Annotated in this window: 19 protein-coding genes; 9 read left to right on the top strand and 10 right to left on the bottom strand. The window is 61.9% G+C overall.

Annotated elements, in window-relative coordinates:
- Positions 1-33 precede the first annotated feature (33 nt).
- On the top strand, positions 34-1,608 hold the full coding sequence (locus tag J5J09_RS20180) for a trimethylamine methyltransferase family protein (RefSeq protein ID WP_208554023.1): 1,575 nt from the start codon (positions 34-36) through the stop codon (positions 1,606-1,608).
- Here the strand turns inward: J5J09_RS20180 and J5J09_RS20175 are convergent.
- Genes J5J09_RS20175 through J5J09_RS20160 form a run of 4 tightly spaced genes read right to left on the bottom strand, consistent with a single transcriptional unit; the run spans position 1,599 to position 5,020 of the window.
- A complete protein-coding gene (locus tag J5J09_RS20175; protein ID WP_208554022.1) occupies positions 1,599-2,456 on the bottom strand; it encodes a metal ABC transporter permease in 858 nt (285 codons plus the stop codon). The genes J5J09_RS20180 and J5J09_RS20175 overlap by 10 nt on opposite strands.
- Positions 2,453-3,310, bottom strand: a complete 858-nt coding sequence (locus J5J09_RS20170) for a metal ABC transporter permease (RefSeq protein ID WP_208554021.1) — start codon at positions 3,308-3,310, stop codon at positions 2,453-2,455. The genes J5J09_RS20175 and J5J09_RS20170 overlap by 4 nt, the downstream gene beginning before the upstream one ends.
- Complete coding sequence (locus tag J5J09_RS20165) at positions 3,291-4,175, bottom strand: manganese/iron ABC transporter ATP-binding protein (RefSeq protein WP_208554020.1); 885 nt, start codon at positions 4,173-4,175, stop codon at positions 3,291-3,293. The genes J5J09_RS20170 and J5J09_RS20165 overlap by 20 nt, the downstream gene beginning before the upstream one ends.
- Before the next feature lie 2 nt (positions 4,176-4,177).
- A complete protein-coding gene (locus J5J09_RS20160; protein WP_246746056.1) occupies positions 4,178-5,020 on the bottom strand; it encodes a metal ABC transporter substrate-binding protein in 843 nt (280 codons plus the stop codon).
- A gap of 267 nt (positions 5,021-5,287) precedes the next feature.
- On the opposite strand from J5J09_RS20160, the gene J5J09_RS20155 reads away from it, so the two are divergent.
- Positions 5,288-6,796 (top strand): hypothetical protein, encoded by a 1,509-nt coding sequence (locus tag J5J09_RS20155; RefSeq protein WP_208554018.1) that lies wholly within the window; start codon positions 5,288-5,290, stop codon positions 6,794-6,796.
- 87 nt (positions 6,797-6,883) lie between these two features.
- On the opposite strand, the gene lysS is transcribed toward J5J09_RS20155, so the two are convergent.
- The 5 genes from lysS to J5J09_RS20130 all read right to left on the bottom strand — a co-directional run bounded on the left by lysS (position 6,884) and on the right by J5J09_RS20130 (position 13,712).
- Positions 6,884-8,377, bottom strand: coding sequence for a lysine--tRNA ligase (gene lysS / locus J5J09_RS20150; protein WP_208554017.1), 1,494 nt, complete (start codon positions 8,375-8,377; stop codon positions 6,884-6,886).
- An 85-nt stretch (positions 8,378-8,462) separates the two neighbouring features.
- Positions 8,463-9,920: a glutamate--tRNA ligase gene (gene gltX / locus J5J09_RS20145; RefSeq protein WP_208554016.1), complete on the bottom strand. Its 1,458-nt coding sequence runs from the start codon at positions 9,918-9,920 to the stop codon at positions 8,463-8,465.
- A gap of 373 nt (positions 9,921-10,293) precedes the next feature.
- Positions 10,294-12,063 (bottom strand): SLC13 family permease, encoded by a 1,770-nt coding sequence (locus J5J09_RS20140; protein WP_208554015.1) that lies wholly within the window; start codon positions 12,061-12,063, stop codon positions 10,294-10,296.
- Between the two features lie 129 nt (positions 12,064-12,192).
- A complete protein-coding gene (locus tag J5J09_RS20135) occupies positions 12,193-12,954 on the bottom strand; it encodes a TerC family protein (RefSeq protein WP_208554014.1) in 762 nt (253 codons plus the stop codon).
- 77 nt (positions 12,955-13,031) lie between these two features.
- Positions 13,032-13,712 carry a TetR/AcrR family transcriptional regulator gene (locus J5J09_RS20130; protein ID WP_208554013.1) on the bottom strand — a complete coding sequence of 227 codons (681 nt, stop codon included), beginning with the start codon at positions 13,710-13,712 and terminating at the stop codon, positions 13,032-13,034.
- A 145-nt stretch (positions 13,713-13,857) separates the two neighbouring features.
- Between J5J09_RS20130 and J5J09_RS20125 the strand changes: the two genes are divergently transcribed.
- The 5 genes from J5J09_RS20125 to xylA all read left to right on the top strand — a co-directional run bounded on the left by J5J09_RS20125 (position 13,858) and on the right by xylA (position 20,655).
- Positions 13,858-15,042 (top strand): HlyD family secretion protein, encoded by a 1,185-nt coding sequence (locus J5J09_RS20125; RefSeq protein ID WP_208554012.1) that lies wholly within the window; start codon positions 13,858-13,860, stop codon positions 15,040-15,042.
- A gap of 26 nt (positions 15,043-15,068) precedes the next feature.
- Positions 15,069-16,652, top strand: coding sequence for a DHA2 family efflux MFS transporter permease subunit (locus tag J5J09_RS20120; RefSeq protein ID WP_208554011.1), 1,584 nt, complete (start codon positions 15,069-15,071; stop codon positions 16,650-16,652).
- Positions 16,653-16,791: 139 nt separating this feature from the next.
- Complete coding sequence (locus J5J09_RS20115) at positions 16,792-17,817, top strand: LacI family DNA-binding transcriptional regulator (RefSeq protein WP_208554010.1); 1,026 nt, start codon at positions 16,792-16,794, stop codon at positions 17,815-17,817.
- Positions 17,818-17,837: 20 nt separating this feature from the next.
- Positions 17,838-19,286, top strand: a complete 1,449-nt coding sequence (gene xylB / locus J5J09_RS20110; protein ID WP_208554009.1) for a xylulokinase — start codon at positions 17,838-17,840, stop codon at positions 19,284-19,286.
- A gap of 58 nt (positions 19,287-19,344) precedes the next feature.
- Entirely contained in the window at positions 19,345-20,655 is a 1,311-nt protein-coding gene (gene xylA / locus J5J09_RS20105) for a xylose isomerase (RefSeq protein ID WP_208554008.1), read from the top strand.
- Between the two features lie 55 nt (positions 20,656-20,710).
- Here the strand turns inward: xylA and J5J09_RS20100 are convergent, their stop codons facing one another.
- The gene (locus tag J5J09_RS20100; protein ID WP_208554007.1) at positions 20,711-21,730 is read right to left on the bottom strand and encodes a substrate-binding domain-containing protein; all 1,020 of its coding nucleotides are present in this window, start codon (positions 21,728-21,730) and stop codon (positions 20,711-20,713) included.
- 173 nt (positions 21,731-21,903) lie between these two features.
- Between J5J09_RS20100 and J5J09_RS20095 the strand changes: the two genes are divergently transcribed.
- Positions 21,904-23,430, top strand: coding sequence for a sugar ABC transporter ATP-binding protein (locus tag J5J09_RS20095; RefSeq protein WP_208554006.1), 1,527 nt, complete (start codon positions 21,904-21,906; stop codon positions 23,428-23,430).
- A gap of 124 nt (positions 23,431-23,554) precedes the next feature.
- Complete coding sequence (locus J5J09_RS20090) at positions 23,555-24,502, top strand: ABC transporter permease (RefSeq protein WP_246746055.1); 948 nt, start codon at positions 23,555-23,557, stop codon at positions 24,500-24,502.
- Positions 24,503-24,557: the final 55 nt, after the last annotated feature.

The raw sequence follows: 24,557 nt of genomic DNA, 5'->3' as shown, positions 1-24,557 counted from the left end.
CGTTGCACACTCCGCCAACATTTGGAGAAACCCATGAGCGGTCTACTGGAAACCAACGAAATCCCCGGGGAAGCCTGCGCGGTCGCGCCATCGCGGCGCTCGGGCGGTCGCGCCGCGCGGGTGGCGATGCGAGCGGCGCCGCTCGCCGAAAATGTCCGGCCGATCCGGCCCGGACTACCGGGTGGCCAGTACAAGCCGCTGACCGAGGCCGGGGTGAAGCGCATCCACGAGGCCGCGCTGACGGCGCTCGAGGTAATAGGGCTTAGCCAGGCGCCGCCGTCGGGCGTCGAGATCATGACGAAGGCCGGCGCCATCCTTGGCGATGACGGACGGTTGCGGTTTCCGCGTGCGCTGGTCGAGGACATGCTGGCGAAGGCGGCGCGGGACATCACGCTCTTTGGCCGCGATCCGAAGTTCGATATGCTGCTGTCGGGCACCAACACCTATTACGGCACGGCCGGCGCGGCCGTGAACGTCGTTGACGTCGAGAAGCGGGAATACCGAGAATCGACGTCGAAGGACCTGCTCGACGCCGCTCGACTGGTTCAGCACCTCGACAACATCCATTTCTTCCAGCGGGCCATGGTCTGCCGGGATGTGCCCGACAATTTCGACATGGACATGAACACGCTCTACGCCTGCTGTGCCGGGACGTCGAAGCATGTCGGCACCAGCTTCTCCGATCCGGCCCATGTCGCCGGCGGGTTCGACATGCTGCACATGATCGCCGGCGGCGAGGACAAGTGGCGGGCGCGGCCCTTCGTGTCGAACTCGAACTGCTTCGTCGTGCCGCCGATGAAATTCGCGACGGAAAGTTGCCTGACCATGGAGCACTGTATCCGCGAAGGCATGCCAATTCTGTTGCTGTCGGCCGGTCAGGCCGGTGCCACCGCGCCGGCGCCGCTTGCGACAGCGATCGTGCAGGCGGTGGCGGAATGCCTGGCGGGGGTCGTCTATGTCAACGCCATGGCTCCGGGCTTCCCGGCGATCTTCGGGACTTGGCCGTTCGTTTCTGACCTGCGGACGGGCGCGATGTCCGGTGGCTCCGGGGAGCAGGGCCTGCTGACGGCAGGCTGCGCGCAGATGCATCAGTTCTACGGTCTCCCCGGCGGAGCGGCCGGGGGCATGTCGGACTCGAAGCTGCCCGACATGCAGGCCGGCTGGGAGCAGGGCATCCTCAACGTCATGGCGGGACTTTCGGGTCTCAACATGATCTACGAGTCGGTCGGCATGCATGCCTCGCTCCTGGGCTTCTGCCTGGAGTCGCTGGTGCTCGGCGACGACCTGCTCGGGCAGGTGCAGCGCTGCATACGTGGCATCGACGTGACCGAGGATTCGGTGTCGATCGAAACCATGAAGTCGGTGTGCCTGGAAGGACCGGGCCACTATCTCGGCGACCCGCAGACCTTGAGCCTGATGCAGACGGAATATGTCTATCCGGCCGTTGCCGATCGTTCGAGCCCCAAGGAGTGGGTGGAAAACGGACGACCGGACCTGATCGAGAAGGCGATCGCGCGCAAGCGGCGAATTCTCGAGAATGCACCGAGATCGACCTTCGATCCCGCTGTCGATCAGGCCATCCGGGACAAGTTCCGGATCTACTGCTGAGACGCGGCCTTATGATCTGACATCGCCTTCGTGCGGATAACCGTCCGGATGAAGGCGATGATGAACATGCCGGTCATCAGAAGTACGATCGTCGGTGCCGGGGCGCTGTCGATCAGAAAACTGAGATAGATGCCGAAGAAGGTGGCTGACGTCGCGACCAGCACGGCGGTGATCAGCATTGTCTGGAAACGGCGCGCGATCAGGAAGGCGATCGCGCCGGGGGCGACGAGCATGGCGACCGAGAGGATGATGCCGACCGCCTTCAGAGCGCCCACGACCGTCAGCGACAGAATAGCCAGCAATCCATAATGCAGCAGCCGCACTGGCAACCCTATGGCGCGGGCGTGCTGGCTGTCGAAGGCGTGCGCCAGAAGGTCCTTGCGCAGAACGAGCAGGAACAGGGTAGCGGCGAGCGTGATCAGTCCCGTCTCCACCAGGTCGGAGGGCAGGATGCCGAGCATGTCGCCGAACAGGATGTGGTCTAGGTGCACATCGCTCTCGACCTTGACGAACATCACGAGACCGAGAGCGAACATACCGGAAAAGACGATGCCGAGCACGGTGTCTTCCTTGATGCGGCTGTTTTCCTTGATGTAGCCCGTCATCAGCGCGCAGGTGAGACCGGCGACGAAGGCGCCGATCGCGAGCGGCATGCCGATGACATAGGCGATGACGACACCCGGCAGGACCGCGTGGGAGACCGCATCGCCCATCAGCGACCATCCCTTCAGGACCAGATAGCAGGAGAGCAGCGCCATTGGCACCGCAATCATCAGCGTCACCGCGAAGGCCGACAGCATGAAGGGAAGCTGGAACGGGAGAAGCAGGAGTTCAAGTGTCTCGTTCATGCCGCCTGCTCCGTCTGTCTACCGCGCCGGCGGGCAGCAAGGCGGCCGTGTTTCGGGGCGAAGAAGAAGGCGGCGAGGAAGATCAAAGTCTGCAGCACGACTATGATGCCGCCGGTCGCGCCGTCCAGGAAGTAGCTGGCATAGGCGCCGAGGAAGCTGGTGACGGCGCCGATGGAGAGCGCCAGCAGGATAAGTCGCCCGAAACGGTCGGTTAGCAGGTAGGCGGTGGCGCCGGGCGTCACCACCATGGCGACCACGAGAAAGGCGCCGACGGTCTGCAGCGCGGCAACGGTGGAGGCGGCGAGCAGGGTGAAGAAGATGACCTTCAGCACCTCGGGTTTCAGGCCGATGGAACGGGCATGGTTCTCGTCGAAGAAGGTGACCATGAAGTCCTTCCACTTGAGCCCCAGAACCAGAAGGCTCACGCCGCCGATGATGGCGAGTTGCAGTGTGTCGGACGGCGAGATGGCGAGGATATTGCCGAGCACGATGGTCTGGATGTTCACCGAGACGGGCGACAGCGAGACCATGAACAGGCCGAGGCCGAAGAAGGAGGTGAAGATCAGGCCGATGATGGCGTCTTCCTTCAGCCGCGTACGCTGATTGAGGAACAGCATGGCTGCGGCGGCGAGGCCGCCGGAGAAAAAGGCACCCAACGCGAAGGGAAGACCCAGCATGTAGGCGCCGGCAACGCCGGGAACGATAGCGTGGGAGAGCGCATCACCGATCAGCGACCAGCCCTTGAGCATGAGGTAGGCGGAGAGGAAGCCGCAGACAGCGCCGACCAGCGTGCTGACCCAGATGGCGTTCAGCATGTAGTCGTAGCCGAAGGGTTCAAGCAGAAGGCTTGTCATCGGATTTTTCCGCCTCCGGCCGTGCATAGACGACGAAGGGGCGTTCGTCGTCGGTGAAGACCTTGACCTCGCGACGGTCGTCCTCGTCGTCATGCAGGTCGCTGCCGCCGAGCACGAAATGGCGCAGCGCGCCGCCGAAGGCGGCTTTCAGGTTTTCCTCGGTGAACGTTTCCGCCGTAGGGCCGGCGGCGAGCACGGTGCCCTTCACGAAGATTGTCCGATCACAGAAATCCGGCACGCTGCCGAGATTGTGGGTGGAGACCAGCATGACCCGGCCCTCGTCGCGAAGGTCCTTCATCAGCGCGACGATCTGCTCCTCGGTCGTTACGTCCACTCCGGTGAAGGGTTCGTCGAGGAGGATAACCTGACCTTCCTGGGCAAGAGCGCGTGCAAGGAAGACTCGCTTGCGCTGGCCGCCGGAGAGTTCGCCAATCTGTCGCTTGCGGTAGTCTGACATGCCGACGCGGGATAGCGCCCGATCGACCATCTCGCGGTCGTGCTTTCCGGGGATACGGAGAAAGTTCATGTGGCCATAGCGGCCCATCATCACCACGTCCTCGACGAGCACCGGAAAATTCCAATCGACTTCCTCGGCCTGCGGGACATAGGCGACCAGATTTTTCGCCAGCGCCTCCTTCACGGTCATTCCGAGGATCGAGATCGAGCCGTGGGATACGGGGACGAAGCCCATGATTGCCTTGAACAGGGTCGACTTGCCGGCCCCGTTAACGCCGACAAGCGCGGTGATTGTGCCTGTTGGTATAGAGAAGGACGCATGGCGAAGCGCCGTCAGGCCGTTGCGATACGTCACGCTGACATCGCTAGCGGAAAGACCGTCCGGTGGCTGTTTAGAAGTTCCGTGCATGATCAGCCTTTCAGGCCGCTTACGATGGTCGAGACGGTAACCTTGAGAAGATCGACGTAGGTCGGGACAGGGCCGTCGGCCTCGCTGAGAGAATCCACATAGAGCACGCCGCCGTAGCGAACGCCAGTCTCGGCGGCGACCTGCTTGGCCGGTTCGGCCGATACCGTGCTTTCGCTGAAGACGGCCTTGACATCGTGTTCGCGGACGGCGTCGATCACCGCGCGAACCTGCTGCGGCGTGCCCTGGGCGTCGGCATTGATGGGCCAGAGATAAAGTTCCTTCAGCCCAAGGTCACGCGCGAGATAGGAGAACGCGCCCTCGCTGGTCACGAGCCAGCGATCGTCTTCGGGCAGTTCGGCCAGCGCGGCCTTCATCGGCGCGATCTCGGCCTTGATCCGTTCGGCATACGCTGTCGCATTGGCGTCATAGGTCGCCGCATTGTCCGGATCGATTGCCACCAAAGCCTTTCGGATATTCTCCACGTAGATCAGCGCATTGTCCGGGGACATCCAGGCATGCGGGTTCGGCTTGCCGTCGTAGGCGCCGCTCGAGATGCTCATTGGTTCGATGCCGTCGCTCACCACGACGTTCGGAATGTCGCCGAGGTTGGAGAGGAATTTCTGGAACCAGCTTTCGAGGTTCAGGCCGTTCCAGAGCACCAGGTCAGCGTCGCGGGCCTTCAGGATATCGCGCGGGGTCGGCTGGTAGTTGTGGATCTCGGCGCCGGGCTTGGTGATGCTTTCCACCTCGGCGGCATCGCCCGCGACGTTGCGCGCCATATCGGCGATGACGGTGAAGGTCGTGACGACCTTGGGTTTATCCGCTGCTTGGGCGGAGAGGGGCATCGTCACGGCGGCCAGGACAATCAGGCCGGCAATTCGTCTCCACATCGTCCATCTCCACAATTGCGAATTATTCGCAATCAAATCTAGTCAGGCTTTCGCGTTTGTCAACGAATTTGCGAATGCTTCTCAATTTCACCCTTCATGCCGAAAAAGGGTGTGAACCGGCGGCATTCAACCGAGCAAGTTAAGTGTTCCTCAAGGACAGTCTGCCAAAAATTGGCGGAGTATTGCGTAAGATGTGGAGTAGTGCGTGTCGGAGTATCTGGCGTGAAAGGTCTGTCGGGCAAATTCCGCTTGTCCCGTAAACTGCTTGTCATCTTCGGCGGCGTTGCGGTCTTGTGCGGAGGTACCGGCGCGGCTGCGGTCTATATCGGAGCTGACCAGTTGCTGGGGCGATCCTATGCCGAGTTGAACGGCCTGGAGTGCACCGAGGTCAAGACCGTGACGATCCAGAAGAAAGATCGTTTCTGGGTCCGCAAATTCATCACAACCGAGCCAACCGACGGGCCGACAAGGGTCAAAACTGCGCTCAGGGTCGCTGCGGCCGTCTACGATGCCAAGAAGCCGGACCTGGTCCAGGTCGTCGTGCTCGACAAGAATGGTCCGACCGACCGCGCCGACATGCGCGGCCGCGCTGTGGGGGCCGATATCCTTTATATTCCTGATCCCGCCAAGGTTCCGGAAGAGACGGCCGGCGTTTCGTTTTCGGCCCGCTATATCGACAAACCCGCCAACGAGAGCGGCCAGTTCTACGGAGAACGCATCATCCTGCCGCTCGGCGATGTCGAGGCGCTGTTCGCGCGCCTTGACGACAAGACGGATTGCATCACGCCGGTGATCGAAGGGGCAGACGGCCATGGGGCGCCGGCAGCGCATGGTGAAACTGATGCCCACGGGGCGCCAGCCGCACACGGCGAAGCCTCGGGCCACGAGGATCCCGGACACGGTGCCGATGCCGGACATGGAGAGGCTGCAGGGCACGGCGAGGCCGACGGCCACGGCGAAACGAAGGGCCACGGCGAGGAAACACCGGTCGCGGATGGCCATGGAGCGGACCCGGCGCATGGCGAAGAGGCCCAATCCGGCGGATGGTTCGCATCGATTAAGGGCATGGTGTTCGGCAGCGATGATGCCGCTCCGGCCGAGGAGGCGCACGGCGACACCGCTGAGGCGCCGGCGGAAGACGAGCATGGCGCGCATGTCGAGAAGGCCAAAGCCGAGCACGGCGCCGATATACCGGCCGTCGCCCATGAGACCGAACACGCGACGAGCGAGGCGGCGGCAGAGGGGCATGTGACCTCGGAAGAGATGCATGCCGCGCCGACCGGGGAAGGACATGCCGCTGCGGCAGAACATTCGAGTCCCGCAGGTCACACTGTTGAAGTGAGCGAACAAGCCTCTACTGATCACGCGGACGCACTGCCCCCCGAAGAGACAAAACCCGCGGCGGATGCGGCCAAGTCCGAGGAGGACGGCAAGGGCTGGCTAGGCTCGCTTCAGGATCTCGTGTGGGGCGACGGAGAAGCCGATGCCGCGGCAGCCAAGGAGGCGGAAGCCAGCACGCCCGATATCGCCGAGCATGCCAAGGATGCGGCCGATGCCGATGCGGCCGGTGCGGCATGGCTCGCGAAGCTGAAGTCCAAGCCGGCAGGTTCGGCTGACAGCGCGGCGGACGGCTCGCATGCTTCGGATGTTCCGGCCGAAGACTCCCACGCTCTGCCTCCGACGACGGACGAGAAAACCAAGGCTGACGAGCACGCCAGCGCAGGTCACTGAGCCGGCTCCAGATTTTTACGCCAATCCATAAACAAACGGCGGCCCGAAAGGCCGCCGTCATCGTGACAGTCTGCAATCTTTCCCGCCTCAATCGCGGTTGCGGCGGGCCGGGAAGAGGATGACGTCGCGGATCGACGGGGCGTTGGTCAAGAGCATGATCAGGCGGTCGACGCCAATGCCGAGACCGCCTGCGGGCGGCATGCCCTGGTCGATCGCATCGAGGAACTCGTCGTCCAGCTGCTTGTCCTTTTCGCCGCGCGAATGGGCCTGTTCGAGCTGCTCGACCATGCGCTTGCGCTGCTCTTCCGGGTCGTTCAGTTCAGAGAAGGCGTTGCCGACTTCCCAGGCATTGCAATAGGTTTCGAAGCGCTCGACGAGGCGCGGCTCGCCCGGCACTTCCTTGGCAAAGGGCGAGATGTCCTTCGGGAAATGCGTGACGTGGCTCGGCTGGATCAGCGTGCCTTCGACCTTTTCTTCGAAGATGAAGGCGAGGCATTCGCCCCAGGTCCAGTCCTTCTCGACTTCGAAGCCGGCAGCCTTGGCGGCGGCGCGGGCTTCCTCGTCGGTCTTGATCGCAAGGAAGTCGATGCCGGTCGCTTCCCTGACGGCGTCCGGCATCGGCACGCGCTTGAAGGGACCCTTGAAAGAGAGCGTCTTGTCGCCATAGGCAACGTCCGTCGTGCCGTGGATGCTGATGGCAAGCGTCTCGAACATGCGCTCGACGAGGCCCATGATGTCCTCGTAGTCGGCATAGGCCCAGTAGCATTCCATCATGGTGAATTCGGGATTGTGACGGGTCGACACGCCTTCGTTGCGGAAGTTGCGGTTGACCTCGAACACCTTGTCGGAAAGGCCCGACACCAGCGTGCGCTTCAAGAACAGTTCCGGCGCGATGCGCAGGTACATGTCCATCTTCAGCGTGTTGTGGTGCGTCTTGAACGGCTCAGCCGTGGCGCCACCGTAGACGGTCTGCAGCATCGGCGTCTCGACCTCGAGAAAGCCTTCGCTTTCCATGAAGCGGCGGATGCCGGAGACGATCTTCGAGCGCTGCTGGAAGCGGAGCTTGGATTCCTCGTTGCTTAGGATATCAAGGTGACGCTTGCGATAGCGCAGCTCGATGTCGGCAAGACCATGATACTTCTCCGGCATCGGGAGAAGCGTCTTGGTCAGCATGGTGATTTCATGCGCGTTGATGGTCAGCTCGCCACGCTTGGTGCGGCGGACCTGACCCTTGACGCCGATGATGTCACCGAGGTCGATCATCGGCAGAAGCGCGCGCGCTTCCTCCGGGGTGGTGTCCTTGTGGGAGAAGATCTGGATCTTGCCCGAGGCGTCATGGATGTCCATGAACATGCCTGAGTTACGCGATGAATAGACGCGGCCGGCGACCGTGACGATGTCTTCCGATTCCTGATCCGGCTCGAGACCGGCGTATTTCTCGGCGAATTCCGCATTGGTCAGCGTACGGTGAAAATGCGCCGGATAGACGTCACCAACGGTCTTGCGCAGCTGGTCGAGCTTCTGGCGGCGGACTTCCGTCGGGTCGGAGGAGAGGGCGGTTTCGGTCTTCTGTTCGGTCATCGTGTGTTGCCTTTGAGGGCTCAATTCGTTTCGGTTCGCCGGCTGGCGGCGCATTTGGCTCCTCCCAGGCGGGGGAGGGCCTTGCTCAGTTCTGGGCGCCTGCCATCGACGTCAGCACCTGGATCGCCACCTTCAACCGCTGTCGCACGACCGAGCGGCCGAGCAGCGCCATACTGTCGAACAGCGGCAGCGAGCGCTGGCTGCCTGATACCGCGACGAAGAGCGGCGGGGTGACGACGCGGAGCTTCTTGCCCATGCGGTCGGAGATCGCGCGCAGCTCTTCCTCAATGGTCGTGACATTCCATTCGAGGATTTTTTCAAGATCCGCCTGGACCGTCGTGACGATTTCGAGCGTTTCGGCCGGGCTGGTCTTTAACCCGCCGAAGGAGGCGGGGGTGAGGCCCACGTCGTTGGCGAGCAGGAAGCCTGCGAGCGGCGGTAGTTCGCCGAGCTTGGTGACGCGGCTCTGGGCAAGCTTCAGGCCTTCGACCAGACGGTCGTTTTCCTGGGCCCATTCCAGCGTGCGGGCGACGAAGTCTTCCGGTGTCAGCTTCTCGCGCAGCCAGCGGCCGTTTAGCCAATCGAGCTTCTGGATGTCGAAGATCGCGCCGGCCTTGTTAAGATGGTCGGGGTCGAACTTCTCGATCAGCTCTTCCATCGACAGCAGTTCCTCGCCTTCGGCAATCTGGATGAAGAACAGGCCGAGGAAGTTCATCAGCGCTTCCGGCAGGTAGCCGAGGGCCGAGTAGTAGGAGATCGAGGTCGGGTTCTTGCGCTTCGATAGCTTCGACTTGTCGTGATTGCGCATCAGCGACAGGTGCATGAACTTTGGCGGCTCGAGGCCGAGATGGCGATAGATCAGGATGTGCTTCGGCACCGAAGCCAGCCACTCCTCGCCGCGCGCGACGTGGGTGATCTTCATCAGGTGGTCGTCGACGACGTTCGCCATGTGGTAGGTCGGCATGCCGTCGGCCTTCAAAAGGACCTGCATGTCGACGCTTTCCCACGGGATCGAGACGTCGCCATAGACGCCGTCGTGGAAATCGCAGGAGCCTTCGGTCGGCACCTTGAGGCGTACGACATGCGGCTCGCCGGCTTCGACGCGGGCGGTCACTTCCTCGGCCTTCAGATGCAGGCAGAGCCCGTCATAACCCGGCGGCTTGCCGGCGGCGCGCTGCGCCTCGCGCATGCTCTCCAGCCGCTCGGGTGTGCAGAAACAGCGGAAGGCGCCGCCGTCGCGCACCATCTGCTCTACGAAGGGGCGGTAGATATCCTTGCGCTCGGACTGGCGATAGGGGCCATAGGGGCCGCCGACATCCGGGCCTTCCGACCAGGTCAGCCCGGTCCATTTCAGAGCGTCCAGCACTTTTTGCTCGAACTCGGCCGTCGAGCGGGTCGCGTCGGTGTCCTCGATGCGCAGGATGAACTCGCCGCCGAATTTCCTGGCGAAGAGATAGTTGAACAGCGCGATGTAGGCGGTCCCGACATGGGGTTCGCCGGTCGGGGAGGGTGCGATGCGGACGCGGACGCCTGATGTGCTCATAGGAAAATGCCCGTACTGATTAACGTGGCCGTGATCGCAGGCTTGTCGCGAGGATCAGCGAGATGTGACTGAAAGCGGGAAAAACATACGTCGGCTATCGCCGATGGCGGGTTTTCCCATCCGGTTGGCCTTAGGCCATATTCATGGGAACACGTCAAGGGAAAGTGCCGGATTGTCAGGGCAAGTGCCGCTGACCCCGGCATTGCGCAAGACGCGGAACCAAAGCTGACCGTGCTCGTTTTCCAAACGGAATGTCGGTCGTGTCAACCGGACGCGACGGAGATGGAGAACATGGCGGTTTTTCCGGTTTCTCGCCATGGCCAACGAAGTGGCAGTCGAGCTCCCCACCCGTCCGACCGACGTTTCATCCCATTTAGTTCAACGGCCAGACGATCAGCAGTGCCGGCACCGCGACCAGGACAATAAGGACGGATAGCGGGAAGCCGAGCCGGGCGTAATCGGAAAACCTGTATCCACCCGGTCCCATCACCAGCGTATTGCACTGGTGCCCGATGGGCGTGAGGAAATCGCAGCCTGCACCAATGGCGACAGCCATCAGAAATGCTTCAGGATTGTATCCGAGTCCGCTCGCGAAGCTCGCCGCGATCGGCGCCATGACGAGAACAGTGGCGGCGTTGTTGAGGAAAGGCGTCACGGCCATCGCCGTTATGAGGATGAGGCCGACGGCGCCCCATGCCGGCAGGTCGCCTGCGATCATGTTGAGCCAACCGGCAATCAGGTCGCTGCCGCCGGTTGTCCGGAGCGTGTCGGCGACGGGTATCAGTGCGGCCAGCATGACAAGGATTGGGCCATCCACGGCCCGGTAGACTTCACTGACGGGGACCACACCAAAGGCGACCATGGCGAGGGCGGCGGCGAAGAATGCGATGGCCACTGGCGCGAGGCCAACTGCTGTCGCTCCCATAGCGATTGCAAGGATAACCAGTGGAATGAGAATGTTCCGGTCCGTTCCGAGAAGGATTTCGCGCTCGGCCAGCGGCAGGCAGCCGAGTTCGGTCAGAATCGAGGGCATCTGCTGACGCAAGCCCTGCAAGAGAACGACATCGCCCGATCTCAGCGTCAGTTCGCCCAGCCGCTCGTTGATGCGCTTGCCCTGGCGACTGACCGCGAGGAGGTTGACGCCGAAGGTGTGGACGAGGGAAAGCTCTTTCGCGGTCTGCCCGATCAGGGGGGAGCCCCGGCCTATCACGGCTTCCACCGAGGAGATGTCGCCCCTTTTCTTCCGCCCCACCGTCGTATCACCGCTGAAGGCCAGATTGCCTTGCGACACGATCCTGTCCAACGCTTCCGAAGGTCCATTGAGCAGAATGACGTCGTCCTCGCGCAGGAGGATGTCTGCAAATGGCGAGAGCCGCGTATCGCCGCGAAGAACGGCAGTTGCCGTCACATCTCCACCGCCCAATTGGAGCAGGTCGTGAAGGGTCTTGTCCGCGGACGACGACTGCCTTGTCACCACGACTTCCGTTGCGAATGCCGATGCCTCCAGCGCCTCCTGCAATGAAGGGTTCTGGTTTTCGCGGCGCGGCACGAGCCAATAGAAGAAGATCAGGAACACGATGCCAGCCACCGCCAGTGTCGCGCCGACGGGTGTGAAGTCGAACATCGTGAACGGTTGTCCCGTTATTTCCTGGCGGAGTTTCGAAACGGCGATGTTCGGCGAGGTGCCGATCTGCGTCATCAGCCCACCGAGAAGCGCGCCGAACGACATGGGCATCAGGAATACGGAGGCTGTCACCCCCGAGCGGCGAGCGAACTGGAAGGCGACCGGCATCATGATCGCCAGGGCGCCGATATTCTTGATGAATGCCGACAAGACGGTCACACTTACGAGAAGAAGAAGCATCTGGCCACGCAAAGACGACAGAGCCGGGAAAAACCGCTTGATCGCCAGATCGACCACGCCCGATCTCGCAACCCCCGCGCTGACGATCAATGCGCTTCCGACGATGATCACCAGATCGTCCGAGAAGCCGGAGAAAGCCTTGTTAACCGGCACGAGGCCAAGCGTGACCGCGGCAACCAGTGCCACACAGGCGACCACGTCGTAGCGAAACTTTTCCCAGAGGAATGCCGCCATCATCAGGGACAGCAGGATGAAGGCCAGACTCTGCTCGTAGGTCATCGTGCTCCCGAAAACTGGGTTGTGGACCGGATATGCAAATCGCTCTCCACCGATTTCATAGTGACTGCGGGCAAACAGGCAACCCAATAAAAGAAGGCCTTCGCTGGGGAAGGCCTTCCATTGTCCGGATCAGTGGCTCGCAACGCCCGTGCTCGCGTCTTTCTTTCGCTTTCGTCTGGCAAACATATTCAGCACCTCCACGAGGGCGGAGAACGCCATGGCGGCATAGATGTAGCCCTTTGGAACGTGGAACCCCATGCCTTCGGCGATCAGGGTCGTCCCGATCATCAGCAGGAAGGCAAGCGCCAGCATGACGATCGTCGGATTCTTCTCGATGAAGTTCGCGAGCGGTGTGGCGGCGACCAACATTACGGTCACGGCCACTATGACGGCGACGATCATGATCGGCAGGTGCGGTGTCATGCCGACGGCGGTGATGATGCTGTCGATCGAGAACACAAGGTCGAGCAACAGGATCTGGCCGATGGCGGACGCGAAGTTGTTGATCGCAGCGCCGCCGCCGACCATGTCTTCCTTGTGGTCGACGGGATCGACATTGTGGTGGATTTCCTTCGTCGCCTTCCACACGAGGAACAGGCCGCCCGCGATCAGGATCATGTCCTTCCAGGAGAAGCCATGGTCGAAGAGCGTGAAGACCGGTGTTGTCAGCTGCACGATCCAGGCCACGGTGCCGAGCAGACCGAGCCGCATGACGAGGGCGAGGCCGATGCCGATGCGGCGAGCGCGTTCACGCTGGTCTTCCGGCAGCTTGTTCGTGAGGATCGAAATGAAAATGAGATTGTCGATGCCGAGAACGACTTCCATGACAATGAGCGTCACGAGAGCAATCCAGGCCTCGGGGCTCTCAAGGAGGAGGATTATGTCCTGCATATAGGGCGATCCACGGTTTGCGATGGCAAGGCGATATCACGGAACATGCCAGGCGCAAAGATGATCGACGCCCTCGCTCAGGAGCCCGCTCGATAGGTCTTCAAGAACATCGAGACGGCGCTCATTACGACCCTGTCGACTTCCTCTGCAGCAGGCGGCCCCTTGATGTCGTCAAAAAGCCGCAGCTTGAAAAAGGTTCCGGTCGACAGGTCGATGAACTGGCGGGCTGCAAGCTCGATGTCAGGGATAATCAGGGCGCCGATCGCCACCTGGCGTGCCAGGAATTGTTCCAGGACCGCCTTGGCGTTGTTGGGCGTGGTGGCAAAAAACCGGCGACACAGGCCGGGCATGCGATCGACCACTCCGAGAACGGTGCGCATAGCCGGCACCATGTCGCTCCCGGTCACCTGCTGCACAAAGGCGCGGGCGAACCGTTCGAGACCGTCGGCGGCGTCGTTCGTGCCTGCCATGACATCGCGAAGCGATTCCGCGAAGCGCGTCTTTTCCCGGTCGACCAAGGCGGCAAACAGCTCTTCCTTGCTGGAGAAATAGACATAGATCGTGCCCTTTGAGACGCCGGCTTCGCGCGTCACATCGTTCATGCTCGCGGCATCGAAACCGAGTTTCATGAATACGCGGCGCGCGCCGTCGATGATCTGTTCACGCTTCGCAGGATCGGCGCCGGCCGCAAACCGCGTGGCTGGTGTGCCGAGACCATTGTCGGCGCTTTGCTGAGCTATGTCGTTTGTCTTCACCATCGATCTGGCCGTTAGCCTCAAAATGTTAACTTTATCGAACCGCGCGGTTCGATTGCCCTTGATATGGGGGATAAAACGCTCTATGTCAAATCGAACCGAACGGTTCAGTTCGATTATCTTCAGTTCACCAAGACGGTCCAATTCCATGTCAGGCTCACAGAGAACAGGTGCAGTTCGTTCGCTTTCCAATGATGAGGAAGCGGAGGTCATCGACGTCCGGAGCGAGGCGCCTGCTCCGGCGGCTGCCGCTTCCGTGGACACGGCCCCTCCGAAAAAGCGTCGTTCTCCGGTCTTGCCGGTCATCGTCGCGGCGCTGCTCGCGGCGGGAGGCTGGTACGGCTATCAGTGGTGGACCGATGGCCGCTTCATGGTGTCGACCGAGGATGCCTATATAGAAGGCGATATCGCGATCATTTCACCGAAGGTCTCTGGTTATGTTGCTTCGGTGAGGGTGAGCGACAACCAGGTCGTCAAGGCCGGCGAACCGCTCGTCGTTCTCGATGACGGGGATTACCGCATCGCCGTCGATCAAGCCGAGGCGCAGTTGAAGAGCCAGCATCTTGCGCTCGACCGCATTGACGCACAGATAAAGGGTGCGGAAGCCAGCCTGCTGCAGGCAAAGGCACAGCAGCAGTCATCCTCCGCGAGCCTCGACCTCGCTCGCCTCTCGCTCAAGCGCGTGACCGGTCTTCAGGCGCAAAACGTCGTCTCCACTGCCGATCTCGATAGCGCCCGCACGCAGTTCGAACAGGCTGAGGCCAATATGGCTGCGGCGGATGCGAACATCGCTGCCGCGGATGCGCAGATTTCGGTGCTCAAGGCGCAGCGCGCTGAGGCCGATGCAAGCATCCGCTCTGCCGAACTCGCGCTCCAGAAGGCGCAACGCGATCTCGACTTCACCGTCCTGAAGGCTCCCTACGATGGTGTTGTCGGCAATCTGGCGGTTCAGACGGGCGATCTTGTCTCGACGGGAAAGCGTCTTGCCGCGCTGGTTCCTGTTCGGGATCTCTATATCGAGGCGAATTTCAAGGAGACGCAGATCGCTCACCTGGAGCCGGGCTCCAAGGTCAATATCCATGTGGATGCCTTTGGCGATGATCCGCTGGTGGGCACAGTAACGTCGATCGCTCCGGCGTCCGGCTCGGTCTTCTCCATGCTTCCTGCCGAAAACGCCACGGGCAATTTCACCAAGGTCGTGCAGCGCGTTCCGGTGCGGATCGCGATCCCGCAGGATGCGCTTGATGGAGGACATCTGAGGGCGGGCCTGTCGGTCGTCGTCGATGTCGATACCCGCACCGCCCCCGCCGGCGCCGCGCTCGCGGCCAAGTAAACCGTCGGAGAAAGGCGGGTTCGATCATGGCTGGATCAGTGACAGCGGCGCCGGTTGCCGGCGCTCACAACGCCGAACGCATGGATCCGAAGAGGGTCATCGCGTTTTTCGCGATGGTGTTCGGGATGTTCATGTCGATCCTCGACATCCAGATCGTTTCGGCGTCTCTGGCCGAGATCCAGGCCGGACTTGGGGCCGGCTCGGAAGAGGTCTCCTGGGTGCAGACCTCCTACCTTATTGCCGAGGTCATCATGATCCCGCTGTCGGGCGCCCTTGCGCGCATCGTCTCGACGCGCGTGATGTTCTCGGTGTCGGCCGCCGGTTTCACGCTCGCCAGCGCGCTTGCCGCGACGGCGACAAGTATCGATCAGATGATCGTCTACCGCGCGCTGCAGGGTTTCATCGGTGGCGGCATGATCCCGTCGGTGTTCGCGGCCGCCTTCACCATTTTCCCGCCGTCGAAGCGAAACGTCGTTTCGCCGATCATCGGTCTCGTCGCCACGCTGGCGCCGACGGTCGGTCCCACCATCGGCGGCTACATCAGCCATGCGATGTCCTGGCACTGGCTGTTCCTGATCAACGTCATCCCCGGCATTATCGTGACGGCCGTGACCTGGCGCCTTATCGACTTCGACCAGCCTGACTGGTCGCTGTTCAAGAAGTTCGACTGGTGGGGACTTGCGTCCATGGCGCTTTTCCTCGGCACGCTGGAATACGTGCTGGAGGAGGGCAACAACAAAGACTGGTTCAGCGACGAGCACATCGTGATCGGAACCGTCATCATGCTGGTCGGCGGACTGATCTTCTTCTACCGGGTCTTCAAGGTGGACTTTCCGGTCGTTGACCTTAGGGCATTCGCGAACCGAAACTTCGCCTTTGGCTCGCTGTTCTCCTTCATCATGGGTGTCGGGCTCTACGGGCTGACCTACCTCTATCCGCTCTATCTCGGGCGCATCCGCGGTTACGATTCCCTGATGATCGGCGAGACCATGTTCGTTTCAGGCGCGGCGATGTTCATGACCGCGCCCGTCGCCGGCATGCTGTCGAGCAAGCTCGACCCTCGCGTCATGATGATGATGGGTTTCGCGGGGTTTGCCCTCGGTACCTACATGATGACCGGAATCACCGCCGACTGGGATTTCTACGAACTGCTGGTGCCGCAGATCCTGCGTGGCTGCTCGCTGATGATCTGCATGGTTCCCATCAACAATATCGCACTCGGCACCTTGCCTCCCGATCGCATCAAGAACGCCTCGGGCCTCTTCAATCTGACTCGCAACCTTGGCGGCGCCGTCGGTCTTGCGATCATCAACACCGTGCTCACCCAGAGGACCGACGAACATTACGCGCGGCTCTCCGAGCATGTGAGCTGGAGCAACCGTTCCGCGCTCGATTGGCTGAACAGCGTTGGCGCCAACTATGACAGTTACGGCCTGGACGGCAGCGTCACCGCCATCAAGAAGCTGTCGGGCATTGTCACGCAGCAGTCCTGGCTTTTGTCCTTCATGGATGTGTTCATGGGGCTGACCTTCCTGTTCGCGGGACTCATCGTTCTCGTTCTCATGATCAAGAAGCCCGCTGCTGCGGCCCCCGCAGGTTCCGGACACTGACCTGATCCACCGCCCGTGTCCGCCTCGCGCCGCTCCGTTTCAACGGGGCGGCGTTTTCTTTTCCGGCTTTCGAACTTTGCGTGACGATTTTTGATTTACGTACCTCAGAAATTCGGATAGGGCTGCTGCCGGAGGAACAATGAAGCCCACAGTCCACGACATTGCCGCCCATGCAGGCGTGAGCCTCGCCACGGTGGACCGCGTCCTCAACCGGCGTCCCGGCGTGCGTGGCGTGACCCGTGACAGGGTGGAAAACGCGATCGTCGAACTTGGATATGTACGGGACGTGGCCGCGGCCAATCTCGCTAAGAGCAGGCTTTATCCCTTCGTCTTCATCGTTCCGACCAGCGACAACTCCTTCATGGTGGCGCTTCGCCGAGAGGTCGAGGAAGTTGCGAAACGCGGTGCCATCGATCGGCTCGACCTGCGCGTGGTCGATGTTCCGGCTTTTGACCCGGCGGCGCTCGCCAGGGCGATCGAGGACGTGAGGGCAGACGGACCTTCGGGAGTAGCATTGGTCGCCGTCGACGCGCCTGAGGTTGCGGAGGCCATCGACCGCCTCGTCGAGGACGGGATTCCGGTGGTGACGCTCGTGTCGGACCTTCCGACCTCGTCCCGTCAGCATTACGCCGGTATCGACAACATCTCTGCAGGCCGAACCGCGGCAAGCCTGCTTGGACGCTTTGCCGGCGGACGCCAGGGATCGCTCTTGGTGCTTGCGGGTTCGATGCTGGTGCGGGACCATCGCGAGCGGCTTGAGGGCTTTCAGAGCGTCGTCGCCTCGGACTTTCCATCGCTTTCGGTGCTGCCGGTTCTCGAGGGACGGGACGATCCGAAGATCGCTGAAGATCTCGTGACCAACGCGCTTAGACATCATCCGGACGTTCTGGGCATCTACAGTCTTGGCGCCGGCAATCGTGGCCTGGTTCGGGCGCTAGAGCGGCGATCGGCGGAAACACACATTTTCACGATCGCCCACGAATTGACCGGCACGACGCGTACGGCGCTGCAACTCGGGCTGATCGACGCAGTGCTGAACCAGGATCCTGGGCACGAAGTCAGAAGCGCCATTCGCGTGCTCAAGGCCAAGGCCGACAAACAACCGATCGTCGAGGCACAGGAGCGCATCCGTCTCGACATATTCCTGAAAGACAACCTGCCCTGAGAGGCGGAAGGGAGCGAAACATGTATCTGGGATTGGATCTCGGCACTTCCGGTGTGAAGGCCATGCTGATCGACAGCGACCAGAAGGTCATCGGCGTCGGGCATGCGGCCCTCGACGTCAGTCGTCCGCATTCCGGCTGGTCCGAACAGGACCCTGCCCATTGGGTTCGGGCGACCAAGGAAGCGGTCGCGAACCTCAAAGTGAAGTTCGGCAAGGAACTGGCTGCCGTGAAGGGTATCGGCCTCTCAGGGCACATGCACGGGGCAACACTCGTCGGCGAAAACGGCGACGTGCTGCGGCCATGCATCCTCTGGAACGACACCCGCAGCCATGTCGAAGCGGCGGAACTCGATGCCGATCCGGCTTTCCGGGCGATCACCGGCAACATTGTCTTCCCGGGCTTCACCGCACCGAAGCTGGTCTGGGTCGCCCGCAACGAGCCTGATGTGTTCGCCAAGGTCGCGAAGGTGCTGCTGCCGAAGGATTATCTGCGGTTCTGGCTCACGGGCGAATACCTGTCGGAGATGTCGGATTCGGCGGGCACCTCGTGGCTCGATACCGGCAAACGGCAGTGGTCCAGCGAGCTTCTGGAAAAGACCAACCTCACGGACAAGCAGATGCCCGCTCTGGTCGAGGGGACGGAGGCTGCCGGCGGTCTGAGGGCCGATCTCGCGGCCGAATGGGGCATGACGCCCGGCGTCGTTGTCGCCGGCGGGGCAGGGGATAATGCGGCGTCGGCCTGCGGCATGGGCACGGTCGCCGAGGGGCAGGCTTTCGTGTCGCTCGGCACGTCAGGTGTGCTGTTCGCAGCCAACGGTTCCTACCTGCCGAAGCCCGAGAGCGCTGTGCATGCCTTCTGCCACGCGCTTCCCAACACCTGGCACCAGATGGGTGTTATTCTGTCCGCCACGGATGCGCTCAACTGGCATTCGCACGTCACCGGCAAGTCGGCGGCGGAACTGACCGCTGAGCTCGGCGATACGTTGAAGGGACCAAGCGGCGTAACCTTCCTTCCCTATCTCTCCGGCGAGCGTACGCCGCACAACGATGCGAAGATCCGTGGCGCGTTTATCGGTCTCGGCCATGATTCCGATCGCGCCGTGTTGACGCAGGCGGTGGTCGAAGGCGTAACGTTTGCGATCCGCGACAGCCTTGAGGCCCTGAAATCGGCTGGTACCCAAATCGACCGCGTCACCGCCATCGGCGGCGGGTCGCGCTCGCGCTACTGGCTTGCATCGATCGCAACGGCGCTCGGCATGCCGGTCGACATTCCGGCAGACGGCGATTTCGGCGCGGCCTTCGGAGCGGCGCGGCTTGGTCTCATCGCCGCGACCGGTGCCGATCCGCTTTCCGTCTGCACCGCGCCTGAAACCGCCGAGACGATCGAGCCGGTCTCGGCCCTTTCAGGTGCCTACGAGCAGGCCTATGGCCGCTACCGGGCGCTCTACCCGGCGATCAAAAACATCTGAAGCTTCGCCTCCCTGTCAACGGGAGGCATGACGTCTATTCCAAAAGGAGGGAATACCCATGAGCACAGGTTTCTTCGGCAAGACGCAGAAGATCAAGTACGAAGGCCCGGACAGCACCAATCCGCTGGCCTACCGGTTCTACAATCCGGATGAAGTCGTTCTCGGCAAGCGGATGGAAGATCATCTGCGTTTCGCGATCGCCTACTGGCATTCGTTCGCCTGGGAGGGCGGCGATCCTTTTGGCGGCCGCACCTTCGATCGCCCCTGGTATGGCGACGAGATGAGCAAGGCGAAGCTCAAGGCAGATGTGGCCTTCGAGATGTTCAGCCTGCTCGGCGCTCCCTACTACTGCTTCCACGACGCTGACGTGCGTCCGGAAGGCAAGACCTTCGCGGAGAACACGAAGAACCTGAACGAGATCGTCGACTACTTCGCCAAGAAGCAGGAAGAGTCAGGCGTCAAGCTGCTCTGGGGCACGGCGAACCTGTTCTCCAACCGCCGCTTCATGTCGGGCGCCTCGACCAATCCCGACCCCGACGTCTTTGCCTACTCGGCCGCGACCATCAAGACCTGCATGGATGCCACGATGAAGCTCGGCGGCGAGAACTACGTGCTGTGGGGCGGTCGCGAAGGCTACGAGACGCTGCTGAACACCGACCTGAAGCGCGAGCTCGACCAGATGGCGCGCATGCTGCACATGGTCGTCGAGTACAAGCACAAGATCGGCTTCAAGGGCACGATCCTGGTTGAGCCGAAGCCGCAAGAGCCGACCAAGCACCAGTACGACTATGACGTCGCGACGGTTTACGGCTTCCTCAAGAAGTACGGCCTCGAAAACGAGGTGAAGATGAACATCGAGCAGGGCCACGCGATCCTCGCCGGCCACACGTTCGAGCACGAGCTGGCGCTCGCATCAGCGCTCGGCATCTTCGGTTCGATCGACATGAACCGCAACGATTATCAGTCCGGCTGGGATACCGACCAGTTCCCGAACAACGTTCCGGAAATGGCGCTCGCCTACTACCAGGTTCTCCAGGCCGGCGGCTTCACCACGGGCGGCACGAACTTCGATGCCAAGCTGCGTCGCCAGTCGATCGACGCTGAAGACCTGCTGATCGGCCATATCGGCGGCATGGATTGCTGCGCGCGCGGCCTGAAGGCTGCGGCAAAGATGATCGAGGACAAGGCGCTCTCCAAGCCGCTTGCCGAGCGTTATGCCGGCTGGGATGCTCCCGAAGCCCAGAAGATGCTGAAGGGCGACTACACGCTCGAGCAGATTGCGGCGCGGGTCGAGAAGGAGAACATCAATCCGGCGCCGAAGTCCGGTCGCCAGGAATATCTGGAGAACGTGGTCAACCGCTACGTCTGACAGGTCGTCACGATGCAAAAAGCGAGGCGGGGTGTGCGAGCACCCCGCCTTTTCTTTATCTCTTCCCTGGCATCGTCACCGATCCGCGCACCACGAGATCGGGCATGATCAGGATTTCCTTCGGAGATACCAGAGGTTCCGTCAGCGTTTCGAGCAACAGTGCCATGGCTTGCCGGCCGATCGCCGATCGGGGCTGGCGGATCGTCGTCAGTGCGGGGGTCATGTAGGTCGCCTGCGGCACGTCGTCGAAGCCGATGACGGAGAAATCCCGTGGGAGATCGTAGCCTCGGGCGGCCAAACCGTTCATGACGCCGATCGCGGTGGCGTCGTTGACGCACATGAAGGCGGTCGGAAGCGTGTCGCGCATGAAGAGCTGTTCAACGGCCAGCCGGCCGCTTTCGATCGTACCCTCGCCGTCGATCACCATGCGTTGGCCGACGGGGATGCGGGCCGCCTCCAATGCTTTGTCGTAGCCCTTACGGCGTCTGACATGCCCCAGCCGCGTCTTGGAATCGCCGATGAAGGCGATGGAGCGATGGCCTGAGGCCAACAGGTATTCGGCCGCCTTGCGCGCGCCTGCCGTATCGTCGACACCCACGTAAGGAAGCGCACTTCCGAACACCGGTTCGAAGACCGCCACCGTCGGCGGCAGGCGCTGTCCCATCTCGCGTGCGCCAAACGGCTCGTGACCGGTGAAAAGCAGCAGTCCGGCTGCCTGTCCGGAGTTCAGGAATTTCAGGTATTCCAGGCCCCGCTCCGGGTCGTTCTGAGTGTGGCCTATCAGCACGCCATACCCATGTGCACGGGCCTCGTTTTCCAGGCCGATCAGGATCGACGAAAAGTTGGGATCGCCGATGTCGGGCGCAAGCACCAGGATCATGTTGGAACGGCCCATGCGCAGCGACCGGGCCATCGCATTCGTGGTGTAGCCGGTGATCGCAATCGCCTGGTTCACGCGCTGGCGTGTTGATTTGGCAACCTTTTCAGGGGTGTGGATAGCCCGGCTGACGGTCGCGATCGATACTTCCGCAAGGCGGGCGACGTCCTCGATCGTGGCAGTCGGCTGGATGGACACGGCGTGTGGTTATCCTGTGCTGGGAATCGTCCGCGACCCTAGTGCCTCTCGTGCACGGGCGGAAGCTGTCCGATGCGTGAAAATCCACAATGATTGAAAATGTAAACCTTTACATTGAGCATGTAAAGGTTTACACAATCCTCAAGCGGTCGAGGAGCCGCAGGGAGGAAATCATGGACACTGGTGGAAGCGCGCCACGCGTTCCCGTGCTGGCGGCCGAGCGGGTTTCAAAGAGCTTCGGAGAGGTTCAGGTCCTCTTCAGCGTAGACTTTGATGTGCTGCCCGGCGAGGTGCATGCGCTGGTCGGAGAGAATGGCGCCGGAAAGTCCACCCTCGTGAAGATATTGTCGGGTTTTGAGAGCCCGACCTCGGGCCGTCTCCTTTTTGATGGCAATCCGATATCGCTTCCGGCCAACAGCGCCGCCGAAGCGCTTGGCATCATTCTGATCCATCAGGAATTCAATCTCGCGGAACACCTGACCGTTACCGAAAGTCTTTTTCTCGGGCGGGAGGTCAGCCGCTTCGGCGTTCTTGACCGAAAGACAATGCGGGCGGAGACGCGTCGCGTGCTCGATATGCTGGGAACGAATATCGATGAGGACGCGCTCATCAGCTCGCTGGCCGTCGCCGACAAACAGATGGTGGAGATCGCAAAGGCGATCAGCCGTGATGCGCGTGTGATCTTCATGGACGAGCCGACCGCGGTTCTTTCGCGGGAAGAGACGGACGTGCTGTTCGAACAGGTCCGGAAGTTGAAGGCTAGCGGAACCAGCTTCGTCTTCGTGTCCCACAAGCTCGACGAGGTCATGGAGCTCAGCGACCGGGTCACGGTGCTGCGGGATGGCCAGTGGGTCAAGACCGCGCCGACATCGCTGCTCGATGGCGAGGCGATTGCGCAGTTGATGGTCGGGCGTGAGCTCTCCACACTCTATCCGGGAAAGCATGAGCCGGATGTGGACGAGACGGTCGTCCTGTCGGTGCGTGATCTGACGACAGGTTATGTCCGTGATGTGAATTTCGATCTGAGAAAAGGCGAGGTCCTCGGATTTTCCGGCCTCATCGGATCGGGCCGGACCGAGGTGATGGAGGCGGTGATCGGCTTGCGGCCGCGCGCGAAGGGCGAGGTGCTGGTCAACGGCGTATCCCTTCCGTCTTCGCAGTTGAAGGCGGCCACCGATCTGGGTCTCGCCTACATGACCAAGGATCGCAAAGGACGTGGTTTGCTGCTCGGGGAGGGCATGACGCCCAACCTGACGCTTCAGTCGCTCGGGCAGCATGTTCGTCGCGGTTATCTCGATCCCGCGAGCGAAGCCAAGGCGATGGCGCGCGCCAAGCGTCGCTTCGACATCCGGGTGCGGGACGACAATGTCCGGGTCGGGCGTATGTCGGGCGGCAACCAGCAGAAGCTGATGCTGGCGAAAATCATGGAGACGGAGCCGCAGATCATCATCATCGACGAGCCGACGCGCGGCATCGATGTCGGAACCAAGCAGCAGATCTACCACTTCATCGCCGCGCTCGCGCGCGAAGGGCGATCGATCATCGTGATCTCGTCGGAAATGCCGGAGATCATCGGGCTTTGCACCCGTGTGGCGGTGATGCGCGAGGGTCGACTGGTGGGGATGCTGGAGGGAGAGGAAATCTCCGAGCAGACGATCATGCGCTATGCGGCGGGGCTCAGAAAACAGGCGGTCGGCTGAAACGCCGGCGGGCTGAACAACAATATCCGGCCGGGCGGCCGACGGGAGGATGAACGTGAATACCAGTGCAGGCAACGACGCAGAAGTCGCAACAAAACGCAGCCGGTCCTGGCGCGATGTCGATATGCGCGCCGTTGCGCCGTTCGCGGCGCTGATCCTTCTGCTGATCGTCGGAGCGCTGGTCAATCCGAACTTCATCGGTCTCACCAATCTTGCCAACGTCGCGACCCGCAGCGCCTTCATCGCGATCATCGCCGTCGGCGCGACGTTCGTGATCTCATCGGGCGATCTCGATCTGTCGGTCGGCTCGATGGTGGCCTTTGTTGCCAGCCTCATGATCCTGTTCATGAATTCTGGCGTGATCGCCGATCCCTCCTTGATGTTGACGGCATCGATCGTGGTCGCCGTCGTCATCGGCGCTGGCTGCGGTCTCTTCAACGGCCTCATCACCACGGTCGGCAAGATCGAGCCGTTCATCGCGACTCTTGGAACGATGGGGATCTATCGCGGGCTGACCACGTGGCTGTCGCAGGGCGGCGCGATCACACTCAGTTCGCAGGAACTGCAGAGCCTGTACCGTCCAGCCTATTTCGGCTCGATCCTCGGGATTCCCGTGCCGATCGTCGTCATCCTCGGCGTCACCGCCGTTGCCGCCTTCGTGCTCTACCGGACCCGCTACGGCCGTCATGTCGTCGCCGTCGGCTCCAGTCGCGAGGTGGCACGCTATTCCGGCATAAACGTTGACCGCGTCCGCACCATAGCCTTCGTCATCCAAGGGCTCTGCGTGGCGATCGCGGTTCTGCTCTACGTCCCGCGCCTCGGCTCCACCTCGGCCACGACCGGCATCCTGTGGGAGCTGCAGGCGATCACGGCTGTGGTCGTCGGCGGTACGGCGCTCAAGGGGGGCGCGGGCCGGGTCTGGGGTACCATCTGCGGCGCGTTCATTCTCGAACTCGTCGGCAACATCATGCTGCTTTCGAATTTCATCAGCGAATACCTGATCGGTGCCATCCAGGGGTCGATCATCATCATCGCAATGCTCGTCCAGCGCTCGCTGACGCGCAAAGCGTGAGGCGGCCGGGCTCATGGGGTCGCCCGGTCTCACGCCGAAGGACCCCGGTCACATT

The organism is Ciceribacter sp. L1K22 (assembly GCF_017599385.1).
GTDB lineage: Bacteria > Pseudomonadota > Alphaproteobacteria > Rhizobiales > Rhizobiaceae > Allorhizobium.
The sequence above is the reverse complement of the archived record's forward strand: the minus strand, read 5'-3'. Positions and strand labels throughout refer to the sequence as shown.